This is a genomic window from Streptomyces sp. SID12501 (assembly GCF_010550245.1).
In the GTDB taxonomy this organism is placed as follows: domain Bacteria; phylum Actinomycetota; class Actinomycetes; order Streptomycetales; family Streptomycetaceae; genus Streptomyces.
The window spans coordinates 19,817-45,638 of the sequence record NZ_JAAGLU010000027.1; the positions used below are offsets into that span (position 1 = coordinate 19,817).

At 68.8% G+C, this 25,822-nt stretch carries 23 protein-coding genes; 12 read left to right on the forward strand and 11 right to left on the reverse strand.

Annotation, left to right across the window (positions count from 1 at the left end; genetic code table 11):
• Positions 1-215: 215 nt before the first annotated feature.
• From G3I71_RS29460 to G3I71_RS29480, 5 genes are all read right to left on the reverse strand, one after another.
• Positions 216-1,136, reverse strand: coding sequence for a hypothetical protein (locus G3I71_RS29460; protein WP_164319197.1), 921 nt, complete (start codon positions 1,134-1,136; stop codon positions 216-218).
• A gap of 238 nt (positions 1,137-1,374) precedes the next feature.
• Entirely contained in the window at positions 1,375-2,100 is a 726-nt protein-coding gene (locus tag G3I71_RS29465) for a class I SAM-dependent methyltransferase (protein WP_164319199.1), read from the reverse strand.
• A 203-nt stretch (positions 2,101-2,303) separates the two neighbouring features.
• Positions 2,304-4,781, reverse strand: coding sequence for a SpoIIE family protein phosphatase (locus G3I71_RS29470; RefSeq protein WP_164319201.1), 2,478 nt, complete (start codon positions 4,779-4,781; stop codon positions 2,304-2,306).
• A 142-nt stretch (positions 4,782-4,923) separates the two neighbouring features.
• Positions 4,924-7,347, reverse strand: coding sequence for an MFS transporter (locus tag G3I71_RS29475; protein ID WP_164319203.1), 2,424 nt, complete (start codon positions 7,345-7,347; stop codon positions 4,924-4,926).
• A 175-nt stretch (positions 7,348-7,522) separates the two neighbouring features.
• Positions 7,523-7,966 carry an SRPBCC family protein gene (locus G3I71_RS29480; RefSeq protein WP_164319205.1) on the reverse strand — a complete coding sequence of 148 codons (444 nt, stop codon included), beginning with the start codon at positions 7,964-7,966 and terminating at the stop codon, positions 7,523-7,525.
• A gap of 195 nt (positions 7,967-8,161) precedes the next feature.
• Here G3I71_RS29480 and G3I71_RS52360 point away from each other — a divergent pair, with 195 nt between their 5' ends.
• Together G3I71_RS52360 and G3I71_RS29485 are read left to right on the forward strand one after the other, a co-directional pair.
• Positions 8,162-8,293: a hypothetical protein gene (locus tag G3I71_RS52360; protein ID WP_275409289.1), complete on the forward strand. Its 132-nt coding sequence runs from the start codon at positions 8,162-8,164 to the stop codon at positions 8,291-8,293.
• A gap of 9 nt (positions 8,294-8,302) precedes the next feature.
• Complete coding sequence (locus G3I71_RS29485) at positions 8,303-9,805, forward strand: recombinase family protein (RefSeq protein ID WP_164319207.1); 1,503 nt, start codon at positions 8,303-8,305, stop codon at positions 9,803-9,805.
• 245 nt (positions 9,806-10,050) lie between these two features.
• Here the strand turns inward: G3I71_RS29485 and G3I71_RS29490 are convergent, their stop codons facing one another.
• From G3I71_RS29490 to G3I71_RS52365, 5 genes are all read right to left on the reverse strand, one after another.
• Positions 10,051-10,260 carry a hypothetical protein gene (locus tag G3I71_RS29490; RefSeq protein WP_164319209.1) on the reverse strand — a complete coding sequence of 70 codons (210 nt, stop codon included), beginning with the start codon at positions 10,258-10,260 and terminating at the stop codon, positions 10,051-10,053.
• A 530-nt stretch (positions 10,261-10,790) separates the two neighbouring features.
• Entirely contained in the window at positions 10,791-11,642 is an 852-nt protein-coding gene (locus G3I71_RS29495) for a helix-turn-helix transcriptional regulator (protein WP_164319211.1), read from the reverse strand.
• A gap of 13 nt (positions 11,643-11,655) precedes the next feature.
• Positions 11,656-12,180 (reverse strand): DUF6879 family protein, encoded by a 525-nt coding sequence (locus tag G3I71_RS29500; RefSeq protein WP_164319213.1) that lies wholly within the window; start codon positions 12,178-12,180, stop codon positions 11,656-11,658.
• A complete protein-coding gene (locus tag G3I71_RS29505; protein ID WP_164319215.1) occupies positions 12,152-12,394 on the reverse strand; it encodes a hypothetical protein in 243 nt (80 codons plus the stop codon). Before G3I71_RS29505 ends, G3I71_RS29500 begins: the two co-directional genes overlap by 29 nt.
• A gap of 338 nt (positions 12,395-12,732) precedes the next feature.
• On the reverse strand, positions 12,733-12,861 hold the full coding sequence (locus tag G3I71_RS52365) for a hypothetical protein (RefSeq protein WP_275409290.1): 129 nt from the start codon (positions 12,859-12,861) through the stop codon (positions 12,733-12,735).
• Between the two features lie 213 nt (positions 12,862-13,074).
• Between G3I71_RS52365 and G3I71_RS29510 the strand changes: the two genes are divergently transcribed.
• Together G3I71_RS29510 and G3I71_RS29515 are read left to right on the forward strand one after the other, a co-directional pair.
• Positions 13,075-14,109, forward strand: a complete 1,035-nt coding sequence (locus tag G3I71_RS29510) for an Rv2578c family radical SAM protein (protein WP_203731719.1) — start codon at positions 13,075-13,077, stop codon at positions 14,107-14,109.
• A 12-nt stretch (positions 14,110-14,121) separates the two neighbouring features.
• Positions 14,122-14,649: a GNAT family N-acetyltransferase gene (locus G3I71_RS29515; protein WP_164319217.1), complete on the forward strand. Its 528-nt coding sequence runs from the start codon at positions 14,122-14,124 to the stop codon at positions 14,647-14,649.
• Between the two features lie 18 nt (positions 14,650-14,667).
• Here the strand turns inward: G3I71_RS29515 and G3I71_RS29520 are convergent, their stop codons facing one another.
• Positions 14,668-15,249 (reverse strand): adenylosuccinate lyase, encoded by a 582-nt coding sequence (locus G3I71_RS29520; protein WP_164319219.1) that lies wholly within the window; start codon positions 15,247-15,249, stop codon positions 14,668-14,670.
• Positions 15,250-15,647: 398 nt separating this feature from the next.
• On the opposite strand from G3I71_RS29520, the gene G3I71_RS29525 reads away from it, so the two are divergent.
• The 8 genes from G3I71_RS29525 to G3I71_RS29560 all read left to right on the forward strand — a co-directional run bounded on the left by G3I71_RS29525 (position 15,648) and on the right by G3I71_RS29560 (position 25,816).
• The gene (locus tag G3I71_RS29525; RefSeq protein WP_164319221.1) at positions 15,648-17,453 is read left to right on the forward strand and encodes a 3-hydroxyacyl-CoA dehydrogenase family protein; all 1,806 of its coding nucleotides are present in this window, start codon (positions 15,648-15,650) and stop codon (positions 17,451-17,453) included.
• Between the two features lie 172 nt (positions 17,454-17,625).
• Positions 17,626-18,438, forward strand: a complete 813-nt coding sequence (locus G3I71_RS29530) for a TetR/AcrR family transcriptional regulator (RefSeq protein WP_203731721.1) — start codon at positions 17,626-17,628, stop codon at positions 18,436-18,438.
• A 419-nt stretch (positions 18,439-18,857) separates the two neighbouring features.
• Entirely contained in the window at positions 18,858-20,201 is a 1,344-nt protein-coding gene (gene ccrA, locus G3I71_RS29535; protein ID WP_164319225.1) for a crotonyl-CoA carboxylase/reductase, read from the forward strand.
• Positions 20,202-20,217: 16 nt separating this feature from the next.
• Positions 20,218-22,245, forward strand: a complete 2,028-nt coding sequence (locus G3I71_RS29540) for a protein meaA (RefSeq protein ID WP_164319227.1) — start codon at positions 20,218-20,220, stop codon at positions 22,243-22,245.
• On the forward strand, positions 22,242-23,264 hold the full coding sequence (locus G3I71_RS29545) for a CoA ester lyase (protein ID WP_239149420.1): 1,023 nt from the start codon (positions 22,242-22,244) through the stop codon (positions 23,262-23,264). Before G3I71_RS29540 ends, G3I71_RS29545 begins: the two co-directional genes overlap by 4 nt.
• Positions 23,265-23,269: 5 nt before the next feature.
• On the forward strand, positions 23,270-23,782 hold the full coding sequence (locus G3I71_RS29550; RefSeq protein ID WP_164319229.1) for a MaoC family dehydratase: 513 nt from the start codon (positions 23,270-23,272) through the stop codon (positions 23,780-23,782).
• Positions 23,783-23,784: 2 nt separating this feature from the next.
• Positions 23,785-24,990, forward strand: a complete 1,206-nt coding sequence (locus G3I71_RS29555) for an acyl-CoA dehydrogenase family protein (RefSeq protein WP_164319231.1) — start codon at positions 23,785-23,787, stop codon at positions 24,988-24,990.
• 169 nt (positions 24,991-25,159) lie between these two features.
• Complete coding sequence (locus G3I71_RS29560; protein ID WP_053747193.1) at positions 25,160-25,816, forward strand: phosphatidylserine decarboxylase; 657 nt, start codon at positions 25,160-25,162, stop codon at positions 25,814-25,816.
• The last annotated feature ends 6 nt before the right edge of the window (positions 25,817-25,822 follow it).

Sequence of the window (25,822 nt, forward strand, 5' to 3'; positions counted from 1 at the left end):
GTCCCGTCGCAGGTCAGCGGCTCGCTGTCCGAACGTTACGCGCCGGGCCCGGTCCCGGCCAGGAAGCAGCGCTTCGGCCTCCCCGGTGGACTCACGGATCTCCCCACCGAACCGTTCAGTAGCCGGAACGCGGCGGCAGCCCCGCCTCCCTGCGGAGACGGGGCTGCCGGACGAGTTGTCGCGCTACGGGACGACTGCGGTCCCTGGGCTGCGGGTCAGGAGCGGCGGGCGCGACGGGCCATGAGGAGCGCGCCGGCTCCGAGGGCGAGCACCACGGCCGCCGCACCGGCGATCGTGCCGACCGGCGCGCCGGCGCCGGTCTCCGCCAGCGGCGGGGTGCTCTCGCTGGGCGAGGGCTCCGGGCTGGTGGGCGGCGTCGACTCCGCCGGGGGCACGTCCGGGGTGGTGGGCGGCGTGGTGGAGGTGCCGGGGGTGGCCGGCGGGGTCGTCTCCTCGGCGGGCGGCTCGCTGCTCGCGGGCGTCGTGGGAGTCGCGGGCGTGGTCGGGGTGGCCGGGGTGCTCGGCGCGGGCTCCGACGGTGTGGGGGCGGGCGGCACGGAGGCGCCGTTGTCGCACGCCTTGTCGCCGCCGTTCCAGGCCGCTATGAGGTGGTAGGGCGTGACCACGCCGTCGGGCTGGTAGGGGGCGGGGCCGTGGCCCTCCCCCTCCTTGCCGTCGTACGTGATGTCGTCGCCGTAGAGGTCGATCTGTCCGTAGCAGTCCGGGGACTTCACGCTCAGCTTCTGCCAGGCGTGCTCCGCACCGCCGGCATCGGCGACGTCGGCGGAGGTGAGGTAGACGGTGTCCTTGTCGACGAAGGTCTGGTGACCGGAGGTGTTCCAGTTCGGGCCCTCGGTCGTGTATTCGGCCAGGGACACGGGGTACTTGCAGCCCTCCCCGACACTCTGGCCCGGGGCCAGCCGCACCTCGACAGCGCCAGGAGCCCTGTCCCAGGCGTGGAACCCGCCCTGCGAGGTCCAGTCGCCGCCGTCGATGCGGTACTGGACGGTGGCGGACTGGCACGACCCGCCTGTGGTCGCGCTCGCCGTGCCCGCCCCGAGTACGGGAACGACAGCGGCGGCGACGGCGGTTGCGGCGAGGACAGTCAGAGTTCTGGAGTGGTGCGAACGCGACAAAATGAGCCTCTGTGGATCGAAATGTGTGGGAGGTGTGTCGAGTGCCGGCGACCGGCGAGGGCGGACACACGAAGCGTGCGCGACCAGGTCACCAGCGCCACTCCGCTTCGCTTCAGGCGCAGCGAAGTGATCCGCATTCTCGCCACGCCGGGCGACTCCCGTCAATCCTCCACGAGTTCTCCACATTCCGACTTGATCACGGCGGCCTCCGGCGTCACGCCCCGGGCCGCCGCGATCCTCAGCGCTGCTGCGCCACCACGACCCACTTCGAGGGCAGCACGATGCGGGTTCCGTCCGCTGTGTACTCGGTGGTGGTGAGCGGAAGTTCGCCGCTCCCGAGGACCTCCAGGCCCGCCGCGCTCAGATAGACGGGGACCGCCGAGTCCGCCACCTCGCCGGGTGCGATGCCGTGCTCGAGGACCGGGCGCAGCTTGGGCGGCGGGCCCTCGGGGCTCTGGGCGAGGCCCATCAGGATGGGGCGCGCGTCCTGCGACAGCTCGACCAGGAAGGCCCTGCCGCTCTGCCCGATCAGGGTCGCGATGCCGTCGACAAGGGTCTGCCGGTCGTCCGCGTCGCACTGGTGGAGCACACCGCGCATGTACACGTTGGTGTCGCCGAGCTTTCCGTGCAGTGCCTCGACCTCGGTCTTCTCGGCGCAGTCGAGCAGTTCGTACTCGGCGGCGCCCTCCGGGTCGGCCTGTCGGGCTCGCTCCAGTGCCGCGGGCGAGAGGTCGGCGCCGACGACCCGGGTGAACCGGTCGGTGAGGAACCGGGTCTGGGTGCCGTTGCCGCAGCCGAGGTCCAGCAGGGGCAACTCGAAGTCCGCGAGGTGCGGTTCGAAGACGGCGAGGTGGAGGCCGACGGTCAGCACGGGCTCCGCGTCCCAGAAGACGGCCCCCTGTCCGTGGGGGGCGTCGCGCCAGAAGCCCTCCCAGGCCTCCCTGTACCGACTCGTCACGCTCATGCCCAACTCCCCAGGGTGCGACGGCTGCCCGTCCGAGGGGACGGGGCAGTTCGGTCTACCGTGCCCCGGTTACGCCCACAAGCGCACCGCGTATACCTTCACGGCTCGTTCGAGAGGTGTACGCCGGTGTGCGCCTCGCACGCCTCCCCGGCCCCGCGGCAACAGCAATCCAAGCACAGGGCACCGACATCGTCGGCGCGGCGTCAGCGTCGGCGCGGCAACGTGAGTTCGAACCACACGGTCTTGCCCGCTCCCGTACGGCTGGCGCCCCATTCCCGGGCCAGCGTGCTCACCACGCGCAGCCCGCGGCCGGCCTCGGCCATGGGCTCGGCGCTGAGCAGCGTGGGCAGGGTGTGATCGTCGTCGTCCACCTCGCACAGCAGTGTCTCGCCTCGCACGAGCCGCAGTTCGACGGGATGCCCGTGCGAGTGCCGTACGGCGTTGGTGACGAGTTCACTGACCAGCAGTTCGGCGATGTCCACCAGCCGCGCCAGGCCCCAGTCGTGGAGTTGTTCGCGGACCACGGCACGGGCCCGCCCGACCTCGGCCGGGCCGGGGGTGAGCCGCCATTCGGCGACGTCGTCCGGTTCGATGCCGTTGAGCCGGGTCATCAGCAGCGCCACGTCGTCCTTGCGGCCCCCGCGTACGTTCAGGGCGCGGATGATCGTGTCGCAGGCGTCGTCCATGGAGGCCGCCGGGTGGGCGGCGGACTCACAGAGCGTCGCCAGGCCCACGCCGATGTCCTCCCCGCGTACCTCGACCAGGCCGTCGGTGCACATCACGAGCCGGTCGCCGGGCTCCACGCGCACGCGTACCGCCTCGAAGGGCACTCCGCCGACGCCGATGGGCGCACCGGTGGGCAGGTCGAGCAGCTCGCTCCGGCCGTCCACCGCGCGGACCACCACGGGCGGGATATGGCCCGCGTTGGCGATGTGCAGCTCGCCGACGATCGGGTCGTAGACGGCGTAGAGGCAGGTCGCGAGGTAGTTGTCGCCGAGGCGCTGGGCGAGGTCGTCGAGGTTGCGCAGGAGCTGGGCGGGCGGCAGGTCGAGGGCGGCCATGGTCTGGACGGCCGTACGCAACTGGCCCATCATCGCTGCCGAGTTGAGGCCGTGTCCCATGACGTCACCGACGACGAGGGCAGTGCGGGCGCCCGGCAGTTTCACGGAGTCGAACCAGTCGCCGCCGACCCGGCCCAGCAGCGTGCCGGGCAGATAGCGGGTGGCGATGTCGCAGCCCGCCATGCGCGGCGGGATCTGCGGCAGCATGCTGTCCTGGAGCGTCTCGGCGACGCTCTCCTGGTAGGTGTACATGCGCGCGTTGTCGAGCACGAGGCCCGCGCGGGCGGCGAGTTCGGCGCCGGTGACGCGGTCCATGTCGTTGAACTCGACGCGCTCCGGGTGGCGCAGCAGGATCATGAAGCCGAGGACGACGTTGCGGGCCTTCAGCGGTACGACCAACATGGAGCGGCCGGTGATCAGCGGCCGGATGTCGCGCTTCTCGAACTGCGAGGCGATCATGTGCCCCATCTGTTCGCTGATGCGCGGCACGAGGACGGGCTGACCGCTGGTCATGCACTGGAAGAAGGGGGTGTGCGCCGGGAACGGCATGGCCTCGCCGACCGGTACGACGTCGTCCCAGCGGCCCGGTTCGTCGGTGTGCTCCAGGGCGACGCGGTGCCACATCGTCGTCGTGTCGGGCACCCCGTCGGGGAACCCCTCACCCGCGACGACCTGTTCGCGCAGATAGGTGCCCGCCACGTCCGTGAAGCGGGGTACGACGGCCCTGCTGACCTCGATGATCGTGCGGGACAGGTCGAGTGAGGTGCCGATGCGCCCGCTGACGTCGTTGAGGAACTCCAGCCGCTCGCGCACAGCCGCGTATTCGAGGTTCTCGACATCGTCCTGGAGGTCCTCGGGCAGGGGCTCGCCGGCCAGCACGGCCCTGGCCACCCGCTCCCGGCGGGCCTTGCGCTCGGCGCGTCGTGGCACGCCCCAGTCGGGGGTCACCGGGACCAGGTCGTTCTGGCTGAACTCCAGGACGGGATAGCCCAGTTCGAGGATCTGCGAGACGATGCGGGCGCTTTCCCCGACACTCATGCTGGGCAGGATCTCGGGGAGTCTGCGGGCGAGTTCGTCGGCGCCGGGGAAGTTCGTGTGCAGGGCGAATCCGGGCGCGATGCGCTCGACCGGGACCTCGTCGTCCGCCTGGCGCAGTACGTCGGTGTCGGCGGCCAGCACGAGGAGGCGTTCGTGGCCCGGACCCACCAGGGGGTAGGCCCACCAGAGCACATCGACGCGGTCGGCGTCGCGGCCGGGCACCGTGAGGCGGGCGCGACCCGAGGCCGGGTAGGACAGCCTGCCGTCGAGGGAGGACTCGAGGTCGGGTCCGAGACCGTCGTAGGCCGCGAACGAGCCGAACGGCGTCGAGTCATCGGCATCGTCGTCGATGTCGGGGAAGGCGCCGGAGACGGGCAGCAGGTCGACAGCGGGCCGGCCGAGGGCTTCCTCCCTGGAGGCGCCGAACAGACGCCGCGCGCCCCGGCTCCAGTGCGAGACCAGGCCTTCACGGTCGACCACGACCACGGCCAGCGGGATACGGCCCGCGGCGGCCTGCTCCGCGGACGCGCTCTCTTCAGCCCCGCGGCCAGGAGGTGCGCCCGAGTCGGTGCCACGGTCCATGGCGCAGGCCCCTTCTTCCCACGGCTCCGCAAGATCTGTGCCGTCCTCACCACCGTACGGCGCCGGTCCGTCGCGATGTGTGGCAATCCGGTAATTGGTCTTGGCCGGTCCGCTCCGGCGCGCGGACGCGCGCCCCGCCCGCTCAGTCCTCGTGCCCGACCTGAAGGTCGCGTTCCGTACGGCCGCCGCCGGCCACCTGGAGGACGGTGGCGACCGGCGGGTAACCGGAGGCGATGACCGTGTATTCGCCGGAGGACAGGTCCACGAACCGGAATGTTCCGTCGGCCGGGGTGGTGAGCGTGTCCACGACGTTGCCGGCGACGTCGAGCAGGGTCACGCGCGCGTCCTCCAGGGGCCGCCCGCCGCCGGCCCGCACGGTGCCCTTCAGGACGGCGCCGCCCGCGAGTTCGACGTCCTGCCGGGTCTCCCGGGAGGCCCGTACGGTGACCGGGAGAGCGGCCGGGCGGAACGCGGGCGCGCTGGCGGCGAGGGTGTACTCGCCGGCCACCAGTTCGGTGATGACGTACCCGCCCTCGGGTCCGCTGCGGGTGGTGGCGACGACCTCGCCGTGCACGTTGGTGAGCGTGACGGTGGTGTCCGGGACCGCGGTGCCGTCCCCGGTCAGCACCCTGCCCGCCAGGCGTCCCGCGCCGCCGAGGACGAGGTCCACTTCGACGGGACGGTCGCCGACGGTCACGGTGACCGCCTGCGGCTGGTGGCCGCCCGCCGCGGCGATCAGGACGTACGCGCCCGAGCCGGGCGTGGACAGCGTGTACCGCCCGTCCTCGGCGCTCGCGCCACGCCCGATCTGCGTGCCCGTGACGTCGATGAGGGTGAGCGCCGCGCGCGGTACGACGGTCCCGTCCGGGTGCTGGACGGTGCCGCACACCGGGATTCCGGCGGCGTACGGCGAGCGAGGCGAGACGGGGGTCCCCCCGCCCGAAGGGTGGGGGAGGGCCGCCGGGACCGTCAGGGTGGTCGTGGGTCCCCCGGGGTCGGGGGCGGCGGGGGCGGTGTGGTGGGACACCAGCGGTTTCTCCTTGAGGAAACAGGCGACGAACAGGCCGAGGACCAGCACCGGCACGAGGTACAGGAAGATGCCCGGCATGGCGTCGGCGTAGGCCCTGATGTAGCTGTCGCGCAGCGCCGGGGGGAGCGCGTGGACGAGCTGCGGGGTGATCGAGTCGGGGTCGGGCAGCCGGGCACCCGCGCGCGTGGGGAGGCCTTTCCGCAGGGACTCGGCGAGCCGGTTCGCGAAGAGGGTGCCGAAGACCGCGGCGCCGACGCTGCCGCCGATCTGCCGGAAGTAGTTGTTGGCACTGGTCGCGGTGCCGAGGTCGGCGGGGCGCACGGAGTTCTGCACGGCGAGGACCAGGACCGGCATCACCATGCCGATGCCGACGCCGAGGACGGCCATCCAGAGGCTGTAGTGCAGCCGGGGCGTGTCCACTTCCAGGCGGGACAGCAGCCACATGCCGAGGGCGGACAGGGCACTGCCCAGGACCGGCCAGACCTTGTAGCGGCCGGTATGGCTGATGAGCTGCCCGGAGACGATCGACGCGCCGACGATGCCCGCCATCATGGGCAGCATCAGCAGCCCGGACTCGGTGGCGGTGGCGCCGTCGACCATCTGGAGGAAGGTCGGCAGATAGCTGGCGGCGCCGAACAGTGCCACGCCGATCACCAGGCCCACCAGACCGGTGACGTTGAAGACGGAGTCCCTGAACAGCCGCAGCGGGATGAGGGGTTCGGGTGCGAAGCGCTCGGCGACGACAAAGAGCACGGCGGCCACGAGCGCTCCGGCGCCGAGTCCGAGGATCTCGCGCGAGCCCCACGCGTACTCGGTTCCGCCCCAACTGGTCAGCAGCACCAGGCAGGTCGAGGCCACGGCGAGCAGCAGCGCCCCGAGGAGGTCCAAGCGGGCCTTGGCCGTGGGCTTGGGCAGCTTCAGTACGACGGTGACGACGGCCAGCGTCAGCAGACCGAACGGCACGTTGAACCAGAAGCACCACCGCCAGGAGAGGTGGTCGGTGAAGTAGCCGCCCAAAAGGGGTCCGGCGACCGAGGCGAGGCCGAACGCGGCGCCGATCAGGCCCATGAAGCGCCCGCGTTCGCGCGGCGGCACGATGTCCGCGATGATCGCTTGGACGCCGATCATCAACCCGCCCGCGCCGGCGCCCTGGAGGGCGCGGAAGGCGATGAGCTGGTCCATGGTCTGCGACCGGCCGGCCAGCGCCGAGCCGACGACGAAGACGACGATCGCGAACTGGAAGACGCCCTTGCGGCCCAGCAGATCGCCGAGTTTGCCGTAGACGGGCAGTCCGACGGTGGCGGTGAGCAGGTACGCGGTGATCGCCCAGGACATCCTGTCCAGGCCGTGCAGCTCCCCGACGATCTTCGGGAGCGCGGTGGCGACGATCATCTGCTCCAGGGCGGCGAGCAGCAGCGCGAGCATGAGCCCGAAGAACACCAACCGGACCTGGCGCGGGCCGAGTTGCGGAGGCCCGGGCGGGGGTGGAAGGAGCGTGGTCGCCGGTTCGTCCTGCACCAGAGTGATCCCGCCCACGTACCGCTCCCCTCGTCGCACCTACCGACAATTCCCGCTTTGGGCGACAACTGTGAGCAAGCGCGACGAGTTACGGCGTATCGGCGCACGGGACGGAGATCCACTCGAACCGGTGAGGTGCGCGAGGGCGGAGCGGGGGCGGGAGCCAACGCCCCGCGAGGGGTTGCCCCTTGGGCTACTTCTCCACTTCAGCGGCGAGCTTGTCGAGGAGACCGTCGTAGATGCGGGCGAGGCCCTTGGGGGCGAAGGTCCGCTCGAAGAAGCCGCCGACGCCGCCGGCGCCGTCCCAGACGCTGGTGACGACGACCCGCGACCTGCCCTCGCCGGCCGGGGTGACACGCCAGGTGGTGACCATCGAGGAGTTGCGGTCCTTCTCGACGAGCTCGCCGTCGGTGGGCTCGCTGACCTCCAGCAGACAGTCCCGGACGCGCTTCTTGGTGGCCTGGAGCTTCCAGTGGACGAGGGTGCCCTCGCCGTCGCCGCCCTCGCGCACCTCGTACTCGCTGAACTGCTCCGGCATCACCTTCGCGCGCGTGCCGCTGTATTCGGCGAGGGCGTCGAACACCGTCTCCGCGTCCGCCGCGACGATGCGCTCCGTGGTGGCCTCGACCTGCGCCATTGCGTTCCTCCAGCAGCTGGTTCTTCGGTGGGTCGCGCTCAGCCAACCACCCCGCCGCCCGGCCGCCCAAATCGGGGTCCCACAAGGGGTCCGGCAAGGGCGCCGCCCAGGAGCTTCACAACACTCGAACATACGATCGCACGATTAAGGGAACATCTGTTCTATTCTGTGATCAGTGCTATCCGAGGAGGTGTCATGCGCTGGGAGAACCTCACTGTGGAGTCCGGCTCCGGCCCGGCCGACGCCGCGTTGTTCGGCGCGGACGCGGTGACCACCCGTACCTTCGACTCATCCAAACTGCCACCATACACACATCAGAGCAGCTAGCATGACTGCATGACCAAACGTCAGAGGGCCAGCCTGTACGCCCGCTTGTCGGTAGCCGCAGATGCGGGAAACATGTCCCTGGACGGCATGATTGCGGACATGCGGGCCCTCTGCGACCGCGAAGGGCTAGAGGTTTTGGAGCCCGTACACGTCGACGACGGTAAGTCTGGTGGCTTCCGCGACCGCGACGAGTTCCAAGCGTGGCTGAACGACGCCCGCCAGGGTCGATGCGAAGTACTGGTCACCCCTGTAACCGACCGCCTGACGCGCGAGGGGCTCAACGTCGCGGCGTCCATCCTCGACGTCGTAGAGGGTAAGGACCCCGCCACCGGTCGACCATCGCACCGACCCGTACGGCTCGTCGACTGCAACGGACTCGACTCCCTCCACGGTGACGGGTTCCGGTTTCGCTTCGTGATTCAGGCCGAAGTGGGCCGCGCCGAACGCGAGCGCATCCGTCAGCGTTCACGGGACCTTGCTCGACGACTCCGACACGCAGGCCGCTGGGGAGGAGGCACCCCGCCCTTCGGCTACAAAGCCGTGCCCAACCCGGAGTTGAACGACGAGGGCAAGCCTCGTGGTTGGGTCCTGGCCATCGAGCCGGAGGAGGCACGCCACGTCAGGGCTGCGGCGGAAGCACTCCTGACGGCAGACCCCGTTCCGCTGAATCGTGTCGCTCGCCGACTGAACGCCGCAGGAGTCAAGCCACGTCGAGCCAAGGAGTGGACGAGGCAGACACTGACGAAGGTACTCACAGGTGACCACGTGATGGGCGTCGCAGTCAGCAACGGTCGGCCGATCCGCGACGACGAGGGCAACATCCTGTCCCCCTGGCCAGCAATCCTGACGCCCGCTGAGGTAACGACTATCCGTGCCGTACTTGCACCAAATCCGGATGCCCCTTACTCGGGAGGGCGTCGCCCCGCGCGCCTCTTGTCCACCCTCCTGACCTGCCCGGGTTGCGAGGGCACGATGCAGGTACACCATCGAAAGTCGCGGACCCAGAATCCAGACCCTCAAGTCGGCTACCGCTGCGTCACACGAAGTCAGGGCGGAACCTGCAAGTCAGCCGTGAGCGTCAGCGCCACCCAGGCTGAGGCCATCGTGACCAAACGCTACCTCTCCGTTGTCTCCGCCATGCCCATGTACGTGGAGCGGACGATCGTCTCCGACGTGGATGAGCTGGCCTCCGTGGAGGCGGAAATCAGGGAGACCCTGGCAGACTTGGCGACGCACGCGGACGCGGACACCTTCGCAAAGCTCCAGCGGCTCCAGGTCCGCCGTGGCGAGTTGTCCTCTGCCGAACCTGCCTGGCGAACAGAGATGGTCGCCACTGGACAGACAATGGGTGAGTACTGGCGTGGCGCCCTCGTCGACGACCGCCGCGAACTCCTGGAGGAGGCGTTCCAGGAAATCACGATCCTTCCCGGAAAACGGGGTCACAAGGTTGTCGACCCTGATCGCATTCAGACTGTCTGGCGGGAGGAAAACCCCGCAGCGGACTACGAGTAGGCGAAACGCAAAAGCCCCGCCCACCGCCGGGGTCGGATCCGGGGTGGACGGGGCTTCGTCCCCGCCCGCACCGATGGCGGCGCACAGGGGTTGAGCGGGGAACCTCACGACCCTACGGACGCGGGAGACGTCGGGTCGTGAGGGGCTCGGGAAGCGTGCAGGAGCCGGAAGGGCCGACCTCACCAGCTGTCCGACTCCTGCCGCGCCCTCCGCGCGCCGGCACCACAGGGCGCCAGAAAGCAGGCTCAGGGGGTGTTCGCTGTCCAGTAGTGGACGCCGTGCCTCTCACCATGGAGAACCAGCGGGCCGACCTGCTCGGGGCCAGGGTGCGCCGACGCTGCACACGCCACGGTGACGTCAGCCCAGTCGGTGCCCGTGACGCGGCGCTCTGTCTTCACAAACTCCGGGGGAAGCTGCGTCACAGCGCCGCAGACACCCTTCTCGACGTCGCTCATGGCGTCACCGTCGCATCGAGGCGGAATCCGACCTGACTGACGATTCGGTACCGAGTGTGACCCGGATGCAGGATCACGTGCCCGACAGCCCACTCCTGCGGATCCGTCTTGCCGTCGTCGAGCAACGCATGGTCGACGCAGTTGACGCATTCGACCCACCTGCGCGACGGCAGGGCGGATATCTCCAGGTGCGCGAAAAGGTCGGGGAACGGATCTGACGTCACCGTCGCGCCCCCACTCGGGGATGCGGATGCCGACTGATTTCCACTGCCAGATCCGTTGCATGCGACGGGTCATAGGCAGGACTGTTGGGGTTGGATGCTTCCTTCCACTGGCGTGCGCATGCTCCGCACACGTCGCACCCTCGAACCGGAACCGGCGGCGCCACGGTGAACGGGTCAGACAGTTGGACGGGCGTACTCAAAGTGTGTTGCGACGCCATGGCTGCACCTCCCATATCGCTTCATGCATCGAAGCTAGGAGGGACAGGCGGGAGAGTTCCACAGACTTCTACGAAGTTCTATGCAAACTCAGTCCAGGGAGTCAATGGCCGTAGCGATGAGCGCACGAGCCCCCGCTCCGTAGACAGCCAGGCTCGCCATTTCCTCGAACGCGTGGGCGTATTGAGATATCTCGCCAGGGGTCGTCACGGTGACAGCAGCCGTCAGTAGCTCCACATGAACGCGCTCGTCGTCGAACATCGTGAACGTCTCAAGCGTCCACATGGTCCGCGATCGTCCAGCGGGGATGATCCCGACTGATACTGACGGGAGCGCCATGACCGAGAGCAGATAGCCCAGTTGGCCAGCCATGGTGGCCTCCTCCCCCACCACATGGCGAAGGACAGACTCCTCTAGCAGGATCCCGAACCGGTGCCCGCCCTCTCGGATGATGTGGGAGCGTTCGACGCGGACGGCTGCGGCGTCGGTGACGTCGTCCGGCGTCCCGTGAACGCGTGCAATGTTTCCCAGGAGGGCGACTGCGTACTCGTAGGTCTGGAGGAACCCGGGGATGACGGTAGAGCTGTAGACGCGGAACTGTTGTGTGCGCTCGTACAGCGGGATGCGCGACTCCTGAAGCCGCCGGAGCCCCGTCCGCTGGACACGGCGCCACTCCAGGTACATCGAGTCTGCCGTTCGGTTTGCTGCCAGGAGATCCGGGATCCCGGCCTCAGCGTCGCACGCGCGGCACCACGCCCGGATGTCATCGTCCGACGGGGGCGTTGTTGCGTTCTGAAGGCGCGAAACCTTCGAAGGCTGCCAGCCAGCCAAGGCAGCAATCTCCCTACCCGTCAGCCCAGCATCACGCCGGATCTCGCTGAGCTGGTCAGCGATGGCACGGCGTACGGCGTCAAGGGCCGTCGACGGGTAGGGAGATTGCATGGGTGCGCGTCGCTCAGATCCGGAAGTCCTCGTGCGGGACTGCCCGATCCCAGACCGCGTCGAACGCCTCCGCATGGCGCTTCACGACGTCGGCCGCGTCCTCCATGACATCAGCGACGAACCGTCCGTCGCCCGCGAAGAGGCTGAAGCGGATCAGACGATCGTCGAAGATCCATAGATCGTTGCCGGGGATCAGGAGATCCGACGCCAGACGTCGCGGCAGCCACCGGACGTCTTCGCCGGCCGCGATGTTCTGCGGTGTGCACGAGTACTCGTAACGGATGTACTCGCTGACCGGCTCCGACACGACGCGAGCACGGCGCACGGCGACTCCGCGGTCAACGGCATCTGACACGACGTCATGAAAGCCGTTCCACCACGACGCGCGGTCGTCGAGGTCGTAGGTCCCGCCGTCGCGCCAGGCTGCGAAGTCGGCGTCTTCTTCGTCGACTCCGTAGGCGTCGCGCGTCTCCAGATGTACCGCCGAGCGGTGACATCCGGCAATCAAGTCAGTGAACGGGGGCACGTTCCGCGGCATCGAGCGCCTCCCTGATCTGCGTCGCCATACGGAGGGGCAGCCGGACGACTGCCTCCGTGTCGGGGATGGGCCCCGACACAAGGCATTGTGCCTGGAGCGCCTCGTCCGCCTTCCATCCCTGGATCACGAACTCCTGCTTCTCCTCGTCGAGCCACACAGTCGAGCAGTGGTCGCCGTTTGTCTCAGGGTCTTTCCCGAAGAACCGTAGCGCCATGATGACCTCCGTTGTCACGTGGATTCTGCAACGTTCTATGACCATTCCGCCGACGGGTGCAGACGTCAAGAGCGCCTACAACCACCCGGCGAGACGCATACGACGGCGCCAATTCCGGCCGTGCTCGGGGGTGCAGTACTGCTTCACACGCCCCACTCCGGGGCTCTGAGCGACGTCGCAGCCACAGTGCAGGCACGTGGCCTGCTGCTTCTTTGCCGAATGTCCGAACATGGTCGGTCCTCTCAAGATCATGGGAGCGCCCCGCGTCCATGTCGGCCGACGGGGCATGGGAAGGGCCGTCCCCATGACAGGGACGGCCCGTGTGTACGCGTGGTGCGTCAGAGGAAGATGCGTCCGTTGGTGACGTCGCGCGCAACGGCGCCGTCGTGGAGCTCGATGCGTTCGTCGACAACGCCCTTCAGCTTCTGGCCGTCGAGCTGAGTCGTAGATGTGACGTTGATCGTCACTGGTCTGCCCGCACCTGCGAAGAACGCAGGCCATCCCACTGCTGCGAGGTGAAGACGGGTTCCGACTTGCCGGTTCCGTTGGCGACGAGGGAAAGCCCAGGCGGGAGGTAGGCCCCGCGAAGGGGGCTCTTCGCTGCGTGGAGTACCTTGACCTCCGAACGGGAACAGGTGTTCTATTCTGAGATACGAGCAGCAACAACAACGGGAGCGCGCATGCGCTGGGACAGCCAGAAGGACGGACTGCTAGGCCAACAAGCCTTCTCATGTGTGTCTGATGACAACTCTGACTCCCCCGAGTTCCGCGGGATCACCTTCCACGAGATCCGGGCCCGTTCGATCATCAACCGGGTCCCCGGGGCCTCACGCATGCCGTTCGAGTGGACGGTGAATCCCTATCGAGGGTGCACGCACGCGTGCGTGTACTGCTTCGCCCGCAGGTCGCACAGCTATCTGGACCTCGACACCGGTCTCGGCTTCGACTCCCAGATCGTCGTCAAGGTGAACGCCCCGGAGCTGCTGCGCCGCCAGCTCGGCTCACGCCGCTGGCTCGGCGAGCACATCGCGATGGGTACCAACGTCGACTGCTACCAGCGCGCGGAGGGCCGCTACCAGCTGATGCCGGGCATCCTCGCCGCCCTGCGCGACCACGCGAACCCCTTCTCGATCCTGACGAAGGGCACGCTGATCCTGCGCGACCTGGACCTCCTGGTGCAGGCCTCGCAGGTCACGGATGTCGGCATCTCCGTCTCCGTCGGCTTCACCGACCCCGACCTGTGGCGTACGGTCGAGCCGGGCACCCCCGCTCCGGAACGGCGCCTGGACGTCGTACGGGCACTGGGCGAGCACGGCATCGGCTGCGGGGTGCTGATGGCGCCGGTGCTCCCCTTTCTCAGCGACGACCCGACCCAACTGCGGGCCACCGTGCGGGCGATCGCCGCCTCCGGGGCGACCTCGGTGACCCCGCTGGTGCTGCATCTGCGCCCCGGTGCCCGCGAGTGGTACATGGCCTGGCTCGCGCACCACCACCCCCATCTCGTGCGCCGCTACGAGCGGTTGTACGCGGAGGGCGCCTACGCCCCCAAGTGGTACCAGCGCCGGATCACCCGCCAGGTCCACGAGCTGGCCCAGGAGTACGGAATGGGTCCCACGCACGCGGGGATGCCGCGCAGGATCCCCGAGCCCGTCGAGGCCGACCCCGCCGAACCCGGTACCGGGGCACCCGAGCCGGTCCAGCTGACCCTTCTCTGAAAGGGTGCCGCCATGAACGACCCGATCCTCGTGCGCGAGATGACCCTCGACGACTGCGACCGTGTGCCCGGGATACGTATCCGGAGCTGGCAGCACGCCTACAAGGGCCTGATGCCGCAGCCGTACCTCGACGCCCTCAGCGTGACGGAGGACGCCGAGCGCCGGCGGACGTTCTTCGTGCGGGCCGGGTCGGAGGTCGTCGACCTGGTCGCGGAACGGGCCGGCGAGGTCATCGGCTGGGCCTGTCACGGGCCCTACCGGGACGGTGAGATCCGCACCGACGACGCCGAGTTGTACGCGATCTACGTGGACACCGGGCAGTTCGGCGCCGGAGTCGGGCAGGCGCTGCTGCGGGAGGCGGTCCGCCGGTGCGCCGATGCCAAGCACCCACGCATGCTCCTGTGGGTCCTCAAGGGCAACGGACGCGCCCGGCGGTTCTACGAGCGGGCGGGGTTCGCGGCCGACGGCGCCGAGGAGCCCTTCGACGTGGACGGGGTCGCCGTACCGGAGGTGCGGTACGTGCGGGAACTGCTCGGCTGACAGTTCCCCCGGTTCATCTCATCTCTGTCTGGGGATGCGCGCCAGCGCGTGCACGGCCGCCTCAGCGAGGGCCGGGTGCGCGAGGGCCTCGTTCAGGACAGGTGCCGCACGCCGGTCCCCCAGCGTGCCCAGCGCCTCCACACAGGCGAGCGCCACCCGCCGGTGGGGGTCGTGGGGTTTCAGTCGGCGGGCCAGCGTGGTGATCAGCGCGGGCACGGACTCGGGGGCGCGCAGCTGGGCCAGCAGCCGGACCGGGTGCAGGGCGTAGGCGACGCGAAGTTCGTTGGTCGCGAGGGTGGCTGCCGCGCGGGCCGTACGCGGATCGCCGAGGCGGGCCAGGGCGTACGCGGCGGAGGCGCAGCGCTGCGGGTCACGGTGGTTGAGGAGGAGGACAAGGGCCTCGAAGGCTCGCCGGTCCCCCGCGAGCCCCAGCCGGAAGGCGGCCAACTCCCTGGCCCACAGCGGCTGTCCGGGGGCGGTGAGGACATCGGCCAGCTCGTCGAGGTCGCCGGTCGCCACCAGGTTTTCGTACGCCTCCGAGGTGTCCGCTCCGGCCTCGGACCTTAAACGCTCCGTGAGTGATCGCAACTCTTTGTCCATGATGCCGAGATTAGGTGCGGGAGCGGGGCCGCGTGGGCAGGATCCCGGGACGTACATCACAAGACCGGGGGCTGGCGCGCTCGTTACCCACCGGTTAAGCTCAGACGAGCGAGTTACCCACTCGCTTGCAATGCTTGCTGACGACGGCCTGGTGACGCAGCCGTCGTGAGTGCGACACGGCTTGGGACAGGGCCGGTCGGACCTCACCGTTCTCCGGGCGTGTGCACGCCCGCGACCACGGCACCGGGCGTGTGCGCTTCGCAGCCCGGCATCACCCGCACTCAGCACTCCTTTCCTCGCACCCGGTGCGCCGCTCGCAGGGCTTCCCTGTTCGCAGGGCTCCCTCCGGCGCACCCGGGCGCGCTCCCAGTCGTCACCCTCATTTCTGGAGTCCCGCGATGGCCACTCCCCTGTCCGACACCTCTCCGTCCCCGCTCAGGACCGTCGCCGTGGTCGGCCTCGGCACGATGGGCACCGGCATCGCCGAGGTCCTCACCCGCGCCGGCCGCGAGGTCGTCGGCATCGACATCAGCGAGGCCACGGCCTCGAAGGCCGTCACCGCGCTGGAGACCTCGACCGCCCGTGCCGTGGTGCGCGGCCGGCTCACCGAACAGGAGCGCGAGGCCGTCCTCGCCCGCTTCCGCACCTCCACCGACCTGCGCGAGGCGGCCGACGCCGACCTGGTCATCGAGGTGGCGCCGGAGTCGTACGAGGTCAAGCACCAGATCTTCCGCGCCCTCGACGACATCGTGCGCCCGGAGACGATCCTCGCGACCGGCACCAACGCGCTCTCCGTCACCCGCCTCGCCGCCGACTCGGCGCGTCCCGAACGCGTCCTGGGCCTGCACTTCTTCAACCCGGCCCCGGCGATGAAGCTGGTCGAGGTGGTCTCGTCGGTGCTGACCGCGCCGCAGGCCGTCACCGCGGTCACCGATCTCGCGATCGAGCTCGGCAAGGAGCCCGTCGCGGTCGGCGACCGCCCCGGATTCGTCGCCGACGGACTGCTGTTCGGCTACCTCAACCAGGCCGCCGCGATGTACGAGGCGAAGTACGCCTCCCGTGAGGACATCGACGCCGCGATGCGGCTCGGCTGCGGGCTGCCCATGGGCCCGCTCGCCCTGCTCGACCTGATCGGCATCGACACGGCCCGTACGGTGCTGGAGGCCATGTACTCCGAGTCCCACGACCGGCTGCACGCCCCGGCGCCCATCCTCAAGCAGCTCAGCGAGGCCGGTCTGACCGGCAGGAAGACCGGGCGCGGCTTCTATTCCTACGAGGCGCCCGGCGGCGCGACGGTCGTGGCGGACGCGCTGACGCCACTCTCCAGTGCCCCCGAGACCCCCGGTCGCGCCGTCCGCTCCGTGGGTGTCGCCGGCTCCGGCACGATGGCCTCCGGCATCGCCGAGGTCTTCGCGAAGGCCGGGTACGCCGTGGTCCTCGCCGCTCGCAGCGAGGAGAAGGCCCAGACCGCCAAGGCCAGGATCGGCAAGTCGCTGGCCCGCTCGGTCGACAAGGGCCGTCTCACCGCCGAGGCCGCCGCGCAGACCCTCGACCGGATCACCGCGGCGGGCTCCTACGACGCCTTCGCGGACGTCGATCTGGCCGTCGAGGCCGTCGCCGAGGACCTGGAGGTCAAGCAGCAGTTGTTCGCGACGCTGGACAAGGTCTGCAAGCCGGGCGCGGTGCTGGCCACCACGACCTCCTCGCTGCCCGTGGTCGCGTGCGCCCGTGCCACCTCGCGTCCCGAGGACGTGATCGGCATGCACTTCTTCAACCCGGCGCCGGCGATGAAGCTGGTCGAGGTCGTCCGTACGGTGCTGACGGCCGACGACGTCCACTCGACGGTCCGTGAGGTCTGCGTCAGGATCAAGAAGCACGCCGTCGACTGCGGCGACCGGGCCGGGTTCATCGTCAACGCACTGCTTTTCCCGTATCTCAACAACGCGATCAAGATGGTGCAGGAGCACTATGCGTCTCTTGACGACATCGACGCGGCGATGAAGCTGGGCGGCGGCTACCCGATGGGCCCGTTCGAACTGCTGGACGTGGTCGGGCTGGACGTCTCCCTGGCCATCGAGAAGGTCCTGCACCGCGAGTTCCGTGACCCGGGCCTGGCCCCCGCGCCGCTCCTGGAGCACCTGGTGGCCGCCGGCTGCCTCGGCCGCAAGACGGGCCGCGGCTTCCGCGAATATGCCCGCCGCTGACGGGGCCGGCGACTGGTCCGCGGCCGACTTCGGACAGGGGTTCGGGCGCGTTCCCGGACATGACGAGGACTGGGGCGGCCTTCTCGACCCGGCTTCCCCACCCCCGCCCGCCTTGGGCGGGGGTGATCCCGGACGTGCGCGCCACCCTGCGCGGATGCAGTACGTTCGGGTCATGCCCCAGCCCGCCAAGTCCTCCCGTACCCCAGCCACGCCCGACGCGCCGGAGAGTGCCGCGGGCGGTCGCGCCGCCGCCCAGCGGCTCAAGATGCGCCGAGAACTGGCGGCGGCGGCGATGGAGCTGTTCTCGACCAAGGGCTACGAAGGCACCACCGTCGACGAGATCGCGGCCCGGGCGGGCGTGGCCCGCCGCACCTTCTTCCGGCACTTCCGCTCCAAGGAAGAGGCGATCTTCCCGGACCACGACGACACGTTGATCCGGGCGGAGGCGGTGCTCAACGCGGCGCCGGCGCACGAGCATCCGCTGGACACCGTGTGCCGGGGCATCAAGGAAGTCATGAAGATGTACGCGGCCCGGCCGGAGATCTCGGTCGCCCGCTACAAGCTGACGCGCGAGGTCCCCACCCTGCGGGAGGCGGAGATCGCGTCGGTCGCCCGCTACGAACGTCTCTTCACCCGCTACCTCCTGGGCCACTTCGACGAGCACGCCCACGACGACGACGCGAACGACGATCCGCTGCTGGCCGAGGTCGCCGCGTCGGCCGTGGTCACCGCCCACAACCACGTCCTGCGGCGCTGGCTGCGGGCAGGCGGCCAGGGCGACGTCGAGACCCAGCTCGACCACGCCTTCGGGATCGTACGGAAGACGTTCGGTACGGGCATCGGGGCCGGTCGCGACACCGCTCCCCGGAGCGCTCCGGCCTCGGTGGCCTCGCAGGGAGAGGTGCTGGTGGCTGTGGCCCGGACCGACGCGCCGCTCGACGAGGTGATGCGCACCATCGAGCAGGCGCTGAAGGAACGGTCGTAGGGACAGCGACGACACAGGACGGGTACGGAAGAGGCGGGCCGCAGACACTGCGGCCCGCCTCTTCCGTACCCGCGAGGGCTACTCCTCAGTAGCCTTTGATCGATCATCGCTCATTTGTTACGTAAAGATTTCATCTGAGGCCATTTTCTGGCACTCAGTGCCTTGTCACCTGACACGGGGTGTCATACCTTGAAGGTGTCCGGGCGGCCGGCGTGCAGAGACCATACGTACGTCGGCTGTCCCCGCAAACCACGTGCTTGCGCGCCCGGACGCCTGCGTCACAGGCAACCTCCCGCGCCACCACGCGCTGCCGAAGCACCACCCGCCGAACCGACGGCACGTCTCACACCCAACCCTCAGCAGCACCGACGTAACCCTCAGCGTCTTCCCTCAGGACGCCATTCGCCGGAGGCAACACCGTGACCGTGAAGGACATCCTGGACGCGATCCAGTCGCCGGACTCGACTCCGGCCGATTTCGCCGCTCTTCCGCTCCCCGAGTCGTACCGTGCCATCACCGTGCACAAGGACGAGACGGACATGTTCGCGGGCCTCGAGACCCGCGACAAGGACCCCCGCAAGTCGATCCACCTGGACGACGTCCCGGTGCCGGAACTCGGCCCGGGCGAGGCCCTGGTGGCCGTCATGGCCTCCTCGGTCAACTACAACTCGGTCTGGACGTCGATCTTCGAGCCGATGTCGACCTTCGGCTTCCTTGAGCGCTACGGAAAGCTCAGCGAGCTCACCAAGCGCCACGACCTGCCGTACCACATCATCGGTTCCGACCTCGCAGGCGTCGTCCTGCGCACCGGCCCGGGCGTCAACGCCTGGCGGCCCGGCGACGAGGTCGTCGCGCACTGCCTGTCGGTGGAGCTGGAGTCCTCCGACGGGCACAACGACACGATGCTCGACCCCGAGCAGCGCATCTGGGGCTTCGAGACGAACTTCGGCGGCCTCGCGGAGATCGCCCTCGTCAAGTCCAACCAGCTGATGCCCAAGCCGGGCCACCTGAGCTGGGAGGAGGCCGCCGCACCCGGGCTGGTCAACTCCACCGCCTACCGCCAGCTGGTGTCGCGCAACGGCGCCGGGATGAAGCAGGGCGACAACGTCCTCATCTGGGGCGCGAGCGGCGGCCTCGGCTCCTACGCCACACAGTTCGCGCTGGCCGGCGGCGCCAACCCCATCTGTGTCGTCTCCAGCGAGCAGAAGGCGGACATCTGCCGGGCGATGGGCGCCGACGCGATCATCGACCGCAACGCCGAGGACTACAAGTTCTGGGCGGACGAGCACCACCAGGACCCGCGCGAGTGGAAGCGGTTCGGCAAGCGGATCCGTGAGCTGACCGGTGGCGAGGACGTCGACATCGTCTTCGAGCACCCTGGCCGCGAGACCTTCGGCGCCTCCGTCTACGTCACCCGCAAGGGCGGCACGATCGTCACCTGCGCCTCCACCTCGGGCTTCAACCACGAGTACGACAACCGCTACCTGTGGATGTCCCTCAAGCGGATCATCGGCTCCCACTTCGCCAACTACCGCGAGGCCTGGGAGGCCAACCGGCTGGTCGCCAAGGGCAAGATCCACCCGACGCTCTCCAAGGTGTACTCCCTGGAGGAGACCGGGCAGGCCGCCCACGACGTCCACCGCAACGCCCACCAGGGCAAGGTCGGTGTCCTGTGCCTGGCCCCCGAGGAGGGCCTCGGTGTGCGCGACGAGGAGAAGCGCGCCCAGCACATCGACGCCATCAACCGCTTCCGGAACATCTGAGGACCGGAGGTCACCGATGACTGAGCGTCAGAAAGACCGGCCGTGGCTCATGCGCACGTACGCCGGTCACTCCACGGCCGAGGCGTCCAACGAGTTGTACCGGCGCAACCTCGCCAAGGGCCAGACAGGTCTGTCGGTGGCCTTCGACCTGCCGACCCAGACCGGGTACGACCCCGACCACATCCTCGCCCGCGGCGAGGTCGGCCGGGTCGGCGTCCCCGTCTCGCACCTCGGTGACATGCGCCGGCTGTTCCAGGACATCCCCCTGGACCAGATGAACACCTCGATGACGATCAACGCCACCGCCATGTGGCTGCTGGCGCTCTACCAGGTCGTCGCCGAGGAGCAGGGTGTCGACATCACCACGCTCCAGGGGACGACCCAGAACGACATCGTCAAGGAGTACCTGTCCCGGGGCACGCACGTGTTCCCGCCGGTGCCCTCGCTCCGGCTGACGACCGACATGATCTGCTACACGGTCAACCACATCCCCAAGTGGAACCCGATCAACATATGCAGCTATCACCTCCAGGAGGCGGGGGCGACCCCGGTCCAGGAGATCGCGTACGCCATGTCGACGGCCGTCGCGGTGCTGGACGCCGTACGGGACTCCGGGCAGGTGCCCGCCGAGAAGTTCGGTGACGTCGTCGCCCGTATCTCCTTCTTCGTGAACGCGGGTGTCCGGTTCATCGAGGAGATGTGCAAGCTGCGGGCGTTCGGGCGGATCTGGGACCAGGTCACGCGCGAGCGGTACGGCATCGAGAACCCCAAGCAGCGGCGCTTCCGGTACGGCGTGCAGGTCAACTCCCTCGGGCTGACCGAGGCGCAGCCGGAGAACAACGTCCAGCGGATCGTGCTCGAGATGCTGGCGGTGACGCTGTCGAAGGACGCACGCGCGCGTGCCGTCCAGCTCCCTGCGTGGAACGAGGCGCTGGGCCTGCCCCGGCCCTGGGACCAGCAGTGGTCGCTGCGGATGCAGCAGGTGCTCGCCTACGAGAGCGACCTGCTGGAGTACGAGGACATCTTCGCCGGGTCGCACGTCGTCGAGGCGAAGGTCGCCGAGCTGGTCGAGGAGTCGCTCGCCGAGATCGGCCGCATCGAGGAGATGGGCGGCGCGATGGCCGCCGTCGAGTCGGGCTATCTGAAGTCGAACCTCGTCGCCTCGCACGCCGAGCGGCGGGCCCGTATCGAGTCCGGTCAGGACAAGATCGTGGGCGTCAACATCTTCGAGTCGACCGAGCCGAACCCGCTCACGGCCGACCTCGACGCGGCGATCCAGACGGTCGATCCGGCTGTCGAGGCCCAGGTGACGTCGGCGCTCCGGGGCTGGCGCGACACGCGGTACCAGCCGCCCTTCAACCACCCGCGTCCCTGCAAGGCGCTGGAGCGGCTGAAGGAGGCCGCGAAGGGCACCGACAACCTCATGGAGGCCACCCTGGAGTGCGCCCGCGCCGGCGTCACGACCGGCGAGTGGGCCGGGGCCCTGCGCGAGGTGTTCGGGGAGTTCCGGGCGCCGACAGGTGTCTCGTCCGCGCCGGTCGCGGTGTCCGCCGCGGAGGGCACCGGGCTGGCGCTGGTCCGGCGCAAGGTGGAGATCACGGCGCGGGAGATGGGCGTCGGCAAGCTCCGTTTCCTGGTCGGCAAGCCGGGTCTGGACGGGCACTCCAACGGCGCCGAGCAGATCGCGGTGCGAGCCCGTGACGCCGGGTTCGAGGTGGTCTACCAGGGTATCCGGCTCACCCCGGAGCAGATCGTGGACGCGGCGATAGCCGAGGACGTGCACGGTGTCGGCCTGTCCATCCTGTCCGGATCGCACGCCCAGCTGGTGCCGGACGTGGTGGAACGGCTCCGTGTGGCCGGTGCCACAGACGTACCTGTCATCGCCGGTGGGATCATCCCCCATGGTGACGCCGAAAAGCTCAGGGCTGCCGGCGTGGCCGCGGTCTTCACCCCGAAGGACTTCGACATCACCGGAATCATCGGCCGCATAGTCGACGAGATCCGGAAAGCGAACAAGCTCGACCCCCTGGAGGTCCCCGCATGACCGCCCACCCGTCTCCCACCGCCACCCTGCCTGACGGCCGCTTCGCGACCGGCACCTCTTCTCCTGTCAACCGTCTGCGTCCGCGACGCTCCTGTCTCGCGGTCCCCGGGAGCAACCCCCGTTTCCTGGAGAAGGCCCAGGGCCTGCCGGCCGACCAGGTCTTCCTGGACCTGGAGGACGCGTGCGCCCCGCTGGCCAAGCCCGATGCGCGGCACACCATCGTCAAGTTCCTCAACGAGGGCGACTGGACGGGCAAGACGAGGGTCGTGCGCGTCAACGACTGGACGACCGAGTGGACGTACCGCGATGTCGTGACAGTGGTCGAGGGCGCGGGCACGAATCTCGACTGCATCATGCTGCCGAAGGTGCAGACCGCCCAGCAGGTCGTCGCGCTGGACCTCCTCCTCACCCAGATCGAGAAGACGATGGGCTTCGAGGTCGGCAGGATCGGCATCGAGGCGCAGATCGAGAACGCCCAGGGCCTCAACAACGTCAACGAGATCGCGACGGCCTCCCCGCGCGTCGAGACGATCATCTTCGGCCCGGCCGACTTCATGGCGTCGATCAACATGAAGTCGCTCGTCGTGGGTGAGCAGCCGCCCGGCTACCCGGCGGACGCCTACCACTACATCCTGATGAAGATCCTGATGGCCGCCCGCGCCAACAACCTCCAGGCGATCGACGGCCCCTACCTGCAGATCCGCAACGTCGACGGCTACCGCGAAGTCGCACGGCGTGCCGCCGCCCTCGGTTTCGACGGCAAGTGGGTGCTGCACCCGGGCCAGGTCGAGGCGTCCAACGAGATCTTCTCGCCGTCCCAGGAGGACTTCGACCACGCCGAGCTGATCCTGGACGCGTACGAGTACTTCACGTCCGAGGCGGGCGGCAAGAAGGGCTCCGCGATGATCGGCGACGAGATGATCGACGAGGCCAGCCGCAAGATGGCCCTGGTCATCTCGGGCAAGGGCCGCGCGGCCGGCATGCGGCGCACCTCCAAGTTCGAAGCTCCGGAGGCCTGAGCACCATGCAGTTCGGACGCACCTACGAGGAGTTCGAGGTCGGGGCGGTCTACAAGCACTGGCCCGGAAAGACCGTCACGGAGTACGACGACCATCTGTTCTGCCTCCTGACGATGAACCACCACCCGCTCCACATGGACGCCAACTACGCGGAGAACACGACCGACTTCGGCAAGAACGTCGTTGTGGGGAACTACGTCTACTCCCTGTTGCTGGGCATGTCCGTGCCGGACGTGTCGGGCAAGGCGATCGCGAACCTGGAGGTCGAGTCGCTGAAGCACGTGGCGCCGACCTTCCACGGCGACACGATCTACGGCGAGACGACGGTCCTCGACAAGACGCCCTCCCGGTCGAAGAACGACCGCGGGATCGTCTATGTGGAGACCAAGGGCTACAAGCAGGACGGCACGCTGGTCTGTGTGTTCCGCCGCAAGGTGATGGTGCCGACCGAGACGTACATCAAGGAGCGCGGCGGCGAGCAGCCCGGCCGCCCCCAGCTCAGGGAGCAGGAGAAGTAGCCATGGCGCGACTCGCCCAGACCGCCGGTCTGTCCGACATCCAGCAGGAAATCCTGTCCACGGTCAGGGACTTCGTGGACAAGGAGATCATCCCGGTCGCGACCGAGCTGGAGCACCGCGACGAGTATCCGCAAGCGATCGTCGACGGCCTCAAGGAGTTGGGCCTGTTCGGCCTGATGATCCCCGAGGAGTACGGCGGTCTTGGCGAGTCGCTCCTGACGTACGCGCTCTGCGTCGAGGAGATCGCACGGGGCTGGATGTCGGTCTCCGGGATCATCAACACCCACTTCATCGTGGCGTACATGCTCAAGCAGCACGGCACGCAGGAGCAGAAGGACCACTTCCTGCCGAGGATGGCGGCCGGCGACGTCCGCGGCGCCTTCTCGATGTCGGAGCCGGCGCTAGGTTCGGACGTGTCGGCCATCACCTCGAAGGCGGTCCGGGACGGCGACGAGTACGTCCTCACCGGCCAGAAGATGTGGCTGACGAACGGCGGAACGTCCAACCTGGTCGCCGTCCTCGTCCGAAGTGACGAAGGACACCCGGAGGGGACCGCGCCCCACAAGTCGATGACCACCTTCCTGATCGAGAAGGAGCCGGGCTTCGGTGAGGTCCGGCCCGGGCTCACCATCCCGGGGAAGATCGACAAGATGGGCTACAAGGGCGTAGACACCACCGAACTCATCATGGACGGCCTGCGAATTCCGGCCGATCGCGTTCTCGGTGGCGCCACCGGCCGAGGTTTTTACCAAATGATGGACGGTGTCGAGGTGGGGCGCGTGAATGTGGCGGCGCGTGGCTGCGGCGTCGCTCAGCGTGCGTTCGAACTCGGCGTCTCGTATGCCCAGCAACGGCACACTTTCGGCAAGCCGATCGCCCAGCACCAGGCGATCCAGTTCAAGCTCGCCGAGATGGCTACCAAGGTCGAGGCCGCCCATGCGATGATGGTGAACGCGGCACGCAAAAAGGACTCCGGTGAGCGAAACGACCTCGAAGCGGGGATGGCGAAGTACCTCGCCTCCGAGTACTGCAAAGAGGTCGTGGAAGACGCCTTCCGGATCCACGGCGGCTACGGCTTCTCCAAGGAGTACGAGATCGAGCGCCTCTACCGGGAGGCCCCGATGCTGCTGATCGGCGAAGGGACCGCCGAGATCCAGAAAATGATCATCGGGCGCAGGTTGCTCGAAGAGTACAAATTCCAGGGCTGATTGTCCGCTTCGGGGTGTTTTCTTGGAGAAGAAGGTCACACCCCGTCAGCACTCCTCAGTCGCCGACTCCGCTTCCTGGCTTACCCAGTTGTGGTCGTGAGCCGCTACGATCGACGGAAAGCCGCCGTCCCCTGATACAGCGCGGCATCATCCGCTACGAAGGTCATCCATGCCCCACAGCCAAACCTCTGCACCTCGCGACAGCCTGGCAGGCGTACGCCTGGCGCGCGGAGCATCGCCGTGGCTCCTCCCGACCGTCGCCACCGCAGCCCTCAGCCTGGTACGCGCGCGCAAGTCCGGCGCCGCCAAGGCCGTGGCCGTACCCGCCACCGCGCTGGCGGCGGGCATGCTGTGGTTCTTCCGCGACCCCGAGCGCGAGATCACGCAGGGCCGGGTGATCTCACCCGCCGACGGCGTGGTCCAGAGCATCATGCCCTGGAAGGACGGCCGCACCCGCGTCGCGATCTTCATGAGCCCGCTCAACGTACACGTCAACCGCGCGCCTCTCTCCGGCACGGTGACGTCCGTCGAGCACATCCCCGGCGGGTTCGTTCCGGCGTTCAACAAGGAGAGCGAGAACAACGAGAGAGTTGTCTGGCACTTCGACACCGAACTCGGTGACATCGAGATGATCCAGATCGCCGGTGCGGTCGCTCGCCGCATCGTCCCGTACGTCCCGCAGGGCACGAAGGTCGAGCAGGGCGACCGGATCGGCCTGATCCGCTTCGGCTCGCGCGTCGACATCTACCTCCCCGAGGGTGTCGAGGTCGCGGTCGAGGTCGGCCAGAAGACCGTGGCAGGGGTGACTCGCATTGACCGTGATTGATCCCGA